The sequence below is a fragment of the Trichocoleus sp. Lan genome (assembly GCF_039961855.1).
In the GTDB taxonomy this organism is placed as follows: domain Bacteria; phylum Cyanobacteriota; class Cyanobacteriia; order Cyanobacteriales; family FACHB-T130; genus FACHB-T130.
On record NZ_JAMPKA010000060.1, the window covers coordinates 1 to 11,081 of the forward strand.

General features: G+C 46.7%; 6 protein-coding genes. 3 read left to right on the plus strand and 3 right to left on the minus strand.

The window, feature by feature from the left end:
- Window positions 1–1,303: site-specific DNA-methyltransferase (locus NDA03_RS27470; protein ID WP_348239789.1), on the plus strand; the 1,303-nt coding region annotated here is incomplete at its 5' end.
- A complete protein-coding gene (locus NDA03_RS27475; RefSeq protein WP_348239791.1) occupies window positions 1,300–3,996 on the plus strand; it encodes a DEAD/DEAH box helicase family protein in 2,697 nt (898 codons plus the stop codon). The genes NDA03_RS27470 and NDA03_RS27475, both read left to right, overlap by 4 nt.
- A gap of 168 nt (window positions 3,997–4,164) precedes the next feature.
- Here NDA03_RS27475 and NDA03_RS27480 read toward each other — a convergent pair whose 3' ends face one another.
- Window positions 4,165–4,353 carry a hypothetical protein gene (locus NDA03_RS27480; RefSeq protein WP_348239792.1) on the minus strand — a complete coding sequence of 63 codons (189 nt, stop codon included), beginning with the start codon at window positions 4,351–4,353 and terminating at the stop codon, window positions 4,165–4,167.
- Between the two features lie 114 nt (window positions 4,354–4,467).
- The gene (locus tag NDA03_RS27485) at window positions 4,468–4,818 is read right to left on the minus strand and encodes a hypothetical protein (protein ID WP_348239793.1); all 351 of its coding nucleotides are present in this window, start codon (window positions 4,816–4,818) and stop codon (window positions 4,468–4,470) included.
- A 248-nt stretch (window positions 4,819–5,066) separates the two neighbouring features.
- Between NDA03_RS27485 and NDA03_RS27490 the strand changes: the two genes are divergently transcribed.
- Window positions 5,067–5,546 (plus strand): MerR family transcriptional regulator, encoded by a 480-nt coding sequence (locus NDA03_RS27490; protein WP_348239794.1) that lies wholly within the window; start codon window positions 5,067–5,069, stop codon window positions 5,544–5,546.
- Window positions 5,547–5,902: 356 nt separating this feature from the next.
- Here the strand turns inward: NDA03_RS27490 and NDA03_RS27495 are convergent.
- Window positions 5,903–11,081, minus strand: a 5,179-nt coding sequence (locus tag NDA03_RS27495) for a hypothetical protein (RefSeq protein ID WP_348239795.1), incomplete at its 5' end; no start/stop codon positions are given.

Below are 11,081 nucleotides of genomic sequence, written 5' to 3' on the forward strand. Positions count from 1 at the left end.
TTTCTTGTTCGTATGCTTTGACTACTTTTTCTCGAAAGTCGATGGAGTAAGGTTTCATTCTACCTGTTCATGCACTGACCTCAATGTACTCTATATACCTGCAATCTGCCGTAATAAAGTTTCAATTACACCCGACCACGAGTATGTTCTCTGTTTTAGCAAGAAGTTAGGAAATTCTAAGTTTAAGCAACAGCAAGACTCCTCAATCCTCGCCGCATATCGAAAACCTGACTCTGAATCAGATCGACCTTATCGAGATCGACTCCTTAAGAAAAATGGAAAGAGTAGCCTGAAAACCGATCGCCCGTCAATGTTTTTTCCGATTATTGCACCAGATGGGACAGAAGTTTTTCCAATTCATGACGATGGACGGGAGGCACGTTGGGCACTTGGAAAGCAAGGAGTTGAAGAATTAATCTCAAGGAAAGAACTGATATGGAAAAAACGTGAGCGCGACGGCATAAAGCATTGGATTCCCTACACACGAGAGTTTGCGCCGGACAACCCTGCTCGTCCATATCCAACAATCTGGAATGACCTTGATACAACCCGCCAAACTAAAGCGCATCAAAAATTACTGTTTGGTGAGAATAGAGTTTTTGCCACACCAAAGCCTGAAGACTTGGTTCAGCGTGTCCTGGAAATTTGTACAGAAGAAGGCGATATAATTCTCGACTCTTTCGCTGGTTCTGGCACAACTGGCGCAGTTGCACATAAGATGGGTCGGCGGTGGATCATGGTAGAACTGGGTGAACATTGCCATACCCACATTATTCCTCGGCTCAAAAAGGTAATTGATGGTGACGACAAAGGCGGTATCACTGAGGCGGTAGGCTGGAAAGGCGGTGGTGGTTTTCGCTACTATCGTCTTGCCCCCTCGTTGTTAGAGCAAGATAAATGGGGCAACTGGGTAATTAACAAAACCTACAACCCCGCAATGCTGGCAGAGGCACTGTGCAAGATCGAAGGCTTTACCTATGCGCCCTCTGATACCTTCTATTGGCAGCACGGCTACTCCAGCGAACAAGATTTTATTTACGTTACCACTCAAAATCTGAGTCATGACCAGCTTGCCCAGCTTTCTGAAGAGGTAGGTAGCGACAAAACCTTGCTGGTGCTATGCACTGCTTTTCGAGGTAACACCGAAGCCTTTACAAATTTGACTGTCAGAAAAATCCCCAAACAGGTACTTTCTCGTTGCGAATGGGGGCACGATGACTACAGCCTCAAGGTTGAAAACCTGCCGCAAGCACCGCCCAAACTGGGACAGCAATCCCTCTTTGATCTGGAGAGCATTGAATGAATCGCCATGTAAACGCTATTTCAGGTCGGTTGAGCCTCCGTCCACCCCAGCGGCAATCCCTAGAGATACTGAGTCGGATTTGTGAGATCCTGCCACCCAAGAAAGACACAGATTTAGCAGCAGGACTGGCAGCGATTCAAAGCGAGTTCCCCACTGTCAGTAGCTTCGAGCGAGATTTTCCATCACTCTGCTTTTCGTTGGCAACGGGTGTAGGCAAGACTCGACTAATGGGTGCCTTCGTTAGCTACCTATATTTAGCCCACGGCATCAAAAACTTCTTTGTCCTTGCACCCAACCTCACGATTTACAACAAGCTAATCACAGACTTTACCCCTAATACGTCCAAGTACGTCCTTAAAGGCATTGCTGAGTTTGCGATCGATGCCCCCGAAATCATTACAGGTGGCAACTACGAAAAGTCAGCGACCATTACCGACTTCGTTAAATGCAAAATCAACATCTTTAATATTTCTAAAATCAATTCTGAGGTCAGAGGTGGCAAAAGCCCGCGTATTAAACAACTGTCAGAATACATTGGTGATAGCTATTTTAACTATTTGGCTGAGCTAGATGATTTAGTCATCCTCATGGATGAATCGCACCGCTATCGTGCCTCAGCCGGAGTGCGTGCCATTAATGAGCTAAAGCCAGTTTTAGGGCTGGAGTTAACAGCAACGCCATTTATAGAAACAAGCCGAGGTGCTATCCCGTTTAAGAATGTTATTTACGATTATCCGCTCGGTCGTGCAATAGTTGATGGTTTCGTAAAAGAACCTGCTGTTGTGACCCGTAAAGACTTTAATCCTGCCGGGATGTCGCCAGAACAAATTGAACACCTCAAGCTGAAGGATGGGGTACGGTTGCACGAGAGCATCAAAGTTGAACTAGAGACTTATGCTCGTGAAACTGGAAACCAGATCGTGAAGCCATTTATTCTTGTGATTGCTCGCGATACCACTCATGCTGCACAACTTGTTGAACTGATTCAATCTATAAGCTTTTTTGAGGGGCGCTACGAAAATAAAGTAATTCAGGTTGATTCCAGTAAGACAGGCGCACAAGAAGATGAAATGGTGGAACGCCTGCTCAAGGTTGAGCAGACGGAAGAACCTACTGAAATTGTGGTACACGTCAATATGCTGAAGGAAGGTTGGGACGTGACCAATCTCTACACAATTGTCCCGCTACGGGCTGCAAACGCCCGAATCCTCATCGAACAATCAATTGGACGGGGATTGCGCCTGCCATACGGTAAACGGACTGGTGTCATAACCGTTGATCGTCTGAACATCGTAGCCCACGATAAATTTCAAGAGATTGTTGATGAAGCGAATCGCTCAGAATCCACTATTCGGTTGCAACAAGTTATTCTGGCTCCAGAAGTATTGAAACAGCAAACGGTCACTCTGGTTTCACAACCTCAGCTTGCAAGTAAATTGGGGCTTCAACCAGTGCAAGTGACAAATAATAGCCAAGAAACATCATCTCCAACAATAGCTCCAACAGTGCAGCCTATCTTCACATCACCCGAAGAACAGAAGGTTGCTCAAATTGCTTATGGAGCTATTCTTAAACTGGAAAAGTACCCTGATACTGTACCTACGACTGCTCATCTTTTGTCGCCAGAGGTACAGGAAATGGTTCGAGAGGCTGTTATCAGGGAATACCAACCTGCACAGCTAGAGTTAGATGGTGTTCTCACACAGCCTAACGTGGAAGAGATTATCGCCAAAACCACAAATCTTGTAATCCAAGAGACGATCGATATTCCACGTATTATTGTGTTGCCTACAGGCGAAGTTAAGTCAGGTTTTAAACCCTTTACTCTAGAACTTGCTAGTCTAAACTATCCCCCACCCTCCGATGAATTATGGGTTCAACATCTCAGAACAAATCGACTTGAGATTATTGGACTTCAGAAAGGTGGAATTGAAGAGATACGCTTAGAAGACTATGTAGTGAGTGGTTTGGTGGATTTCAACGATATTTCTTACGATGAACACTCTGATCTTCTGTATGATTTAGCAGGACAAGTTGTAAGGCACGTCTGCTCCTATCTCTCTGAAGACGATGCAAGGAACGTACTGCGCTTTTATCAACGTGATATTGCCCAGTTTGTTCACACTCAGATGTTGCAGCACTTTTGGGAAGAAGCTGTTGATTACGAAGTCAGAATTAGGAGAAAATTTACAGCCTTAAAGCCAAGTGCTTACACTACAGCAGCTGATGAATCTCCGCTCGATTATCGTCAGGCACCCACCGATAAAAGTAATATGGCTAAATATCTTTTCGGTGGTTTTTCTAAGTGTCTTTACTCTGTACAAAAGTTTCAATCTGACACAGAACGAATGTTGTCTGTAATTTTAGAGCGGGAAGCGATTAAATGGTTTAAGCCAGCGAAGGGGCAATTCCAAATTTATTACCGTTGGAACGGAGATCACCCAGAATACCAACCAGATTTTGTTGCTGAAACTGCTGATGTCATCTACATGCTCGAACCCAAGAGGCGGAGTGAAATGGATGATCCTGAAGTGATTGCTAAAAAAGATGCCGCAGTCAAGTGGTGCCAAAATGCGTCGGAGTATATGCAGAGTAATGGTGGAAAACCCTGGAGCTACGTTCTGATTCCGCATGATATCATCGCCCAAAATATGACATTGAAGGGGCTTGCAGATATGTGTGGCGTAAGTTGAACTGATTTACTCCAAACAGACAATTGGTTTGGGCAACAGTCCACCCAAAAACTTATACTAAATCTGGGTCAACCCCAAGTTCCCTCAACCGCTCAGCCAGTCTAGCCAATCTCTCCTCTGCGGTTTCTGCTCGCTGCTCAGATGCGATCGCCTGTTCATCACCCGTGATCAGATCAATAGATTAGATTGCTCTCCATATCCCCGCTCATTGCTGGTTCGATGAATGGCTACTAACCTACATTTAGGCTCTTCTACAAAATCCGTCAGAATCAGGCACAAGCCGAAGCGGAAGCCAAAGTCGCTACTCAGGCGCTCGGTGAAGCTGCTGAGTAGCTTGGTACCAATGCCAAACACCAAGAGATAGAACCAATCCAGCTAAAGTTGCCAAGGATAGAGTATTAAACCCACAAAAGAAAGCCCTTGATTCATGACCAAGGGCTAACTATAGGGACTACTGGTTTACTGGAGTGGCTAACGATTCACATAGCCATAAATCCAGTTCCAGGCTTCTTGAGACAACCATCCGTTGCTGTTGTGCGGGTTAAATGCAGTAACCAGTAACTTGTCATTACCATCAATCTGCTGTCGGAGACGAGTAGCCACTTGCTCGGCAGTCAGGCTGGTTTTCAGCAACCAAGTAGACTCCAAGCAGTGGCAGGACTCTCCCATAGACGTAATTGCCTCAATAAGCCTTTGGTATTTTTGTCCGGGACTAATAAGGTCATAAGTCACCAAGATCATATTTTCTCCATTTCTGGAAGCCTTGACGCTATAAGAATGCTTGAGGTAGGCTTCCAGAAGAAGTAATAACCCCCTAAGCATTCATGTTTGGGTATGAAAGCGCCTAGAGCTGTCACTCCAGGTGCTTTCATTGTAGCTATGTTGTTTCGATTTTGGCAATAACCGAAACAGAGTTGCGGAAGCTTTGTCGGATGGGATGTTAATAATGCTAACCACATTACAGATATGATGGTTATAGATATAAAAAACCGAGATATTAAACTTACAAGAGAAAACTGCGTCTTAGATTACTGACGCAGAGGTTAGTGCCGAAAGGCAGGTGGCGAGACATGGAAGGAGTATTTACAAGACAACAAGCTTTAGACTTGACAGGACTCAGTTCAGGGCAGCTAAGCCGTCTGGACAAATCTGGTATTGTCAAACCCACCAAGCTTGGTGGTAACGGTCATCGTCCAACCGTACTCTACAGATGGAATCAAATCTTGGAACTGAGAACTATTGCCACTCTGAGAAAGAAGCTATCTATGCAGGAGATTAAGAAAGTTGTTGAGTATCTCCGAAAGAAAAACTTTGATTCAACGCTGCTAGGTAAATACTTAATTTTTTGCAACAACAAGCTTTACTGGTTTACCGCAGACGAATTGGGTGAAAAAGTTATTGAATTGAGTGGCAAGAACAAAGGACAACTGGTTTTAAAGGCGGTTGATCCGATCGGTAAGGCAATCCTTGAGGTGCAGAGTGAGGCTGAGTTACGCCAATCACTAGAGTCTAGCGAATCCTCTAAAAAGACACCTGTTGCATCTGTGTAGCCTCTAGTGAAGTAAAAAACCTGTACTGGTCTTGGGTAATCGCTAGATGTAATCAGCGCGATCGCTTCTGCTGTCGTCTCCCCTTCAAATCCTCAGCCAGTCGAAATCCACCAGTTTCCCCTCTCCCACGCTTGCCTGTTCGGTTTAACCTGCCTTTGTGCGAGTTTTTGGAGTTCTACATCGGAAGCGCGATTTGCGATCGCTCTTTCAGAGCCGCTCCGCTAACGCAGCAGCACTTCGCGATCGCCTTCACTCCATTTTAGAGATACAGATTGCCGCTCTTGTCAATTGCGTTGGGACTTCTCTCCACTCGGTACAGGTATGCGAATTAGGCTAGCGTTGGACTTTATCATTTTCTACTGATTGAGTAGACTCTTAATTTCTTCAGGCGTGAATGGATTTTTACCAGCACGTAGAGCATTAATCCAACGCTGCCGTTGTGCTTTACTTTCCTTATCATCAGTTTGAGTGATGTATGCTTGAAAGTCCTCAATCGCTCCTTTGGTGTTGCCTGCTCTAGCTCTGGCAAGACCACGGCTGTTCCGATAATTAGCATCATCAGGAGCAAGTGCTACGGCTTTTTCACAGGCAAACATTACCTGCTTGGCATACTCGCGCAGACTACCGTCCCAGCAGAGGGTGTTCCAAGAATCGGCAGAGATGTCAACATTTGCATCGAGCTTTTGGGCGTCGGTGTAGGTTGTAAGCACGTCGTTGAACTTAACCGTTTTTTTGAATTTATGCTGCACTAACAAAATATCTGCTTTACCAGCAATAGCTTGGGCTGCTAACCGTTTTGCTCTTTCTGTTGGAGAGATCGGTAGTGTAGGATTTTTCTCTCGTGCCTTTTGAAATTTGGCGACTGCTCCCTGAATGTCGCCTGTTTGTGCCAACTCATCACCCTCTACTAACCAATCTCTCTTTACACCATCGCAGAGGTTGTAATCGCTCTTTTCAACATCCAAGCTGTTCGTCTCTAATTTCGGTTTGTTCCTCAAATAATTCTGCACCCAATGGCAACCTCGCACCCTAAGTTCATCGAATCCTTCAACCTGCCATAACTTAACCGTTCCATCCTCTCCACTGGTCGCCAATTGCTTGCCATTAGGGCTGAAAATTACCCTCCCGACCCCGTTTTGATGGCCTTTAAATTGTGCCAACTCCTTGCCCGACAAATCCCACAAGCGGGCCGTGTCGTCAGAACCACTGGTTGCCAGTTGCTTGCCATCGGGGCTGAAAATTATACTCCCGACCCAGCCTTGATGGCCTTTAAATTGTGCCAACTCCTTGCCCGACAAATCCCACAAGTGGGCCGTGTCGTCAGAACCACTGGTTGCCAGTTGCTTGCCATCGGGGCTGAAAATTACACTTGTGACCCCGTTTTGATGGCCTTTAAATTGTGCCAACTCCTTGCCCGACAAATCCCACAAGCGGGCTGAGCCATCCTCTCCACTGGTCGCCAGTTGCTTGCCATCGGGGCTAAAAATTACACTCGTGACCCTGTTTTGATGGCCTTTAAATTGTGCCAACTCCTTGCCCGACAAATCCCACAAGCGGGCTGAGCCATCCTCTCCACTGGTTGCCAGTTGCTTGCCATCGGGGCTGAAAATTACACTTGTGACCCTGTTTTGATGGCCTTTAAATTGTGCCAACTCCTTGCCCGACAAATCCCACAAGCGGGCTGAGCCATCCTCTCCACTGGTCGCCAGTTGCTTGCCATCGGGGCTGAAAATTATACTCCCGACCCAGCCTTGATGGCCTTTAAATTGTGCCAACTCCTTGCCCGACAAATCCCATAAGCGGGCTGAGCCATCCTCTCCACTGGTCGCCAGTTGCTTGCCATTGGGGCTGAAAATTACACTCCCGACCCCGTTTTGATGGCCTTTAAATTGAGCCAACTCCTTGCCCGATAAATTCCACAAGCGGACTAAGCCGTCAGCATAACTGGTCGCCAGTTGCTTGCCATCGGGGCTAAAAATTACACTCCTGACCGGGACTTGATGGCCTTTAAATTGTGCCAACTCCTTGCCCGATAAATCCCACAAGTGGGCAGTGCCGCCCTCTCCACCACGGGTAGCCAGTTGCTTGCCATCGGGGCTGAAAGTTATAATCCAGGCACTGCCTTGATGTCCTTTAAATTGAGCCAACTCCTTGCCCGACAAATCCCACAAGCGGGCTGAGCCATCCTCTCCACTGGTCGCTAGTTGCTTGCCATCGGGACTGAAAATTATACTCCAGACTATGCCTTGATGCCCTTTAAATTCTGCCAACTCCTTGCCCGACAAATCCCACAAGCGGGCTGAGCCATTTACTCCACCAGCCGCCAGTTGCTTGCCATCGGGGCTGAACTTCACGCTCAACATGCCCGAATACGAGCCTTGATGCCCTTTAAATTGAGCCAACTCCTTGCCCGACAAATCCCACAAGCGGACAGTACCATCCCCTTCAGCGGTAGCCAGTTGTTTGCCATTAGGGCTGAACACCACTTCATTGGATTTATCCCCTCTGAATACGACCAACGGCTTGCCCGACAAATCCCACAAGCGGACAGTACCATTCCCTTCACGGGTAGCCAGTTGCTTGCCATCGGGGCTGAAAATTACACTCCAGACCGGGCCTTGATGCTCATTCAATTGTGCCAACTTCTTGCCCGACAAATCCCACAAGCGGACTGTGCCGTACTTTCCCTGGGTAGCCAGTTGCTTGCCATCGGGGCTGAAAATTACACTCCTGACCGAGCCTTGATGCTCATTTAATTGTGCCAACTCCTTGCCCGACAAATCCCACAAGCGAACTGTGCCGTCCTTTCCACTGGTAGCCAGTTGCTTGCCATCGGGACTGAAAATTACGCTCCAGACCGAGCCTTGGTGGCCTTTAAATTGAGCCAACTCCTTGCCCGACGAATCCCACAAGCGGACTGTGCCGTCAGAATCACTGGTAGCCAGTTGCTTGCCATCGGGGCTGAAATTTACACTCCTGACCGAGCCTTGATGCCCTTCTAAACGGCTGCGTTCTCTGGTGCTGTAAGCCGTCAATTGCAATATTCTTAACACTCGATGCTGAGTTTTAGCGTCTGCCCAAACCGCCTGCTTGAGTTTTTTTCCTGCCCTTAAACTCTCCATCAATCCATCAAACTCTCGATCTGAAGCCAAAAGTGTTTCTGAGGATGCAGTGAGAGCATTGATTTCACTAACTTGCGAACGTAATGCCAATCTCACGGCTGCAACTGCCAGAACTGCAAACACGCATCCAGCTGCAACGGAGCCAATGAGAGAATGTTTCAGAAACCGACTGTGCTTTTCTTCACTGAGCTTTCGTTGTTCCCGTTCCTTTTTCAGCTCAACCATTAATTCTTTCGATCTTGGTTCCTGTTGCTGGCGGATGAATGTAGCGATATAGTCATGCACTAGCTGATAGCGGTCAGCCGGAAGTTCTGGCAACAGCACGACTAAGCCAGAATCCACAAAAATCTGGAGTACCAAATCCAACTTGCTCGTTTTTATCGCGAATGGCTGCAAATCCCCTTCCAATTCGGTACGAGTCTTCAGAGGACGAGTTCCTTTTTCATCCGTGAGCAAATACAGCACCAACTCCGCCGCTTGCTCATTCTCAGCACCGCAGTCTTTCACCACTTCTGCCAGGTAGCGCTTGACCAGTTCTTCCTTTCGACCGCACGCCTGATACTCGGCTAGCTTGGTGATGTTCTCTGCTTGCAACTGCGCCCCCACGATTTGTAACTCAATCGGGCGCACTTCCCCCTCATTACCGGCTAAATCCCGCACCAGTTGCTCAATCAACGCAGGTTCTAAGTGAAAATAAGTTCGCTCGGTTAAACGCTCGACGATTGCTTTCGCATCCTCAACTGAAAAGTTGCCCAACCCATAGCGGACATTCCGTGTCAAAATATCATTACCAATCATCTTCATGCTGTCCAGGCGCTCGCACTCCAGCAAATAGTGCAAGTAATCCTCCCGCAACGATAGGATTACCTTCACTGGCAAAATGTTGAGGCACTCTCCCAGAAATTCAAAAAATCGCCGCCTTTCGCCAGTAGTGGGATAGACAAAGAAGAATTCTTCAAATTGGTCAAAAATCAGTACCGTCCGCAGATGGCGCGATTCACCTTGTTGTAGCTGTTCCAAGATAGCTGCTTCTGAATCAAGGGGAGTGGGTAAATCGATTCCCTTCTCTAAGAGTGCCTCTGCCAATAATTTCCCCAATTCCCCAACCCAGCTTGTGTAAACTCGCATCGGTACAGGTAAAACATCAGACGTGCCAATCGCTTTTTGTTTCAAAGCTGGCACTAGCCCCCCATTGACTAGGGAACTTTTACCCACCCCAGACTGCCCGTGAATGACGATTAGCTTGTAGCTAGGCTCGCCTATCCGCCGAACTAAACGCTCCACATCCAACTCCCGACCGGAAGCCGTAATCTCTGGAGCTAAAGTTTCCTGACTTTCAACTTGCGTCAGTGCCAATTTTGTCTGTCGTCGTGGCTGTATCCGACCTGCACCAACAAACGCCCGAAACCCATACTGTTGCTCAATCAATTGCCGCTCTAGCTTAGTTTCAAAGGCTTTGAGATATTCCTTTTGCTCAAAATAGAGTTTCTGTAAATCGCACAGGATGTCGAGATATAGTTGGGTATCATATTTAGGACTACCGACTTCTTTAGCTGCTTCTAGATTGCGAATCGCCTCTTGTGGTTGCTCTAGGTTTTTTTGCGCCTGTGCCAGAAGAAACCAATATCGACTGGGAGTATAAGAAATTACGGATTTATTCGATAAATAATAGACAAAACCTGAACTATGATGAGGTGATTGAAAGCTGGGAACACCAGCTAAAACTTCTAATGCTTTCTGAGAAAAATCTTTGGCCTCAGTCCAACGTTTTTTCGCTAAAGCTACCTCAGCTAAAAAGCTATAATCCTGAGCCTGTTCAACGAGTTTGTTTTCAGTTTGATGCAGTTGCAAAGCTTTATGAGACAGAGTTTGCAACTGCTCCCAATCTTGTAACCCTCGGAGAATTAGACCAAAGAGCTGCAAGGAATTAGCGACTAAATCTGGACGTTGAGCTTGTTCAAAAACTGCTACAGATTGCCACAGATAATGCCGAGTTGCTTGCCAATCAGGGTTGTTGATTTCTCCATGAAGTGCTTTCCGGTAATAGCACAAGGTGATGTCACTGAGAATTTTCCCCTGTCGCTCTAAATTATTACTCTGTTCCCAAAGTTCTAACCCTTTTTGATAATGCTCTAGAGCGATATCTAAATTCCGATTGGCATAATCCACATATTCAGTACGCCCTAGCAAGGATTCTATATTCGCTCTGAGTTCTAGGTCTAATACTTGCTCGCGGCTTTGTAAATCCTGACAAGCTCGTTTGATTTCCCGACAAGCTGATAAAGTAACGGTTAAATTTTCCTCAAAGAATCGCTCGGCTGTTTCCTTTAGAAAGTCTACTAATTCATGAGTGGTGAGCGTAAAGTCCGTCGTTGTTGCCCAACTCTCGAAATCAGGAGCTAGCTGAAGTAGT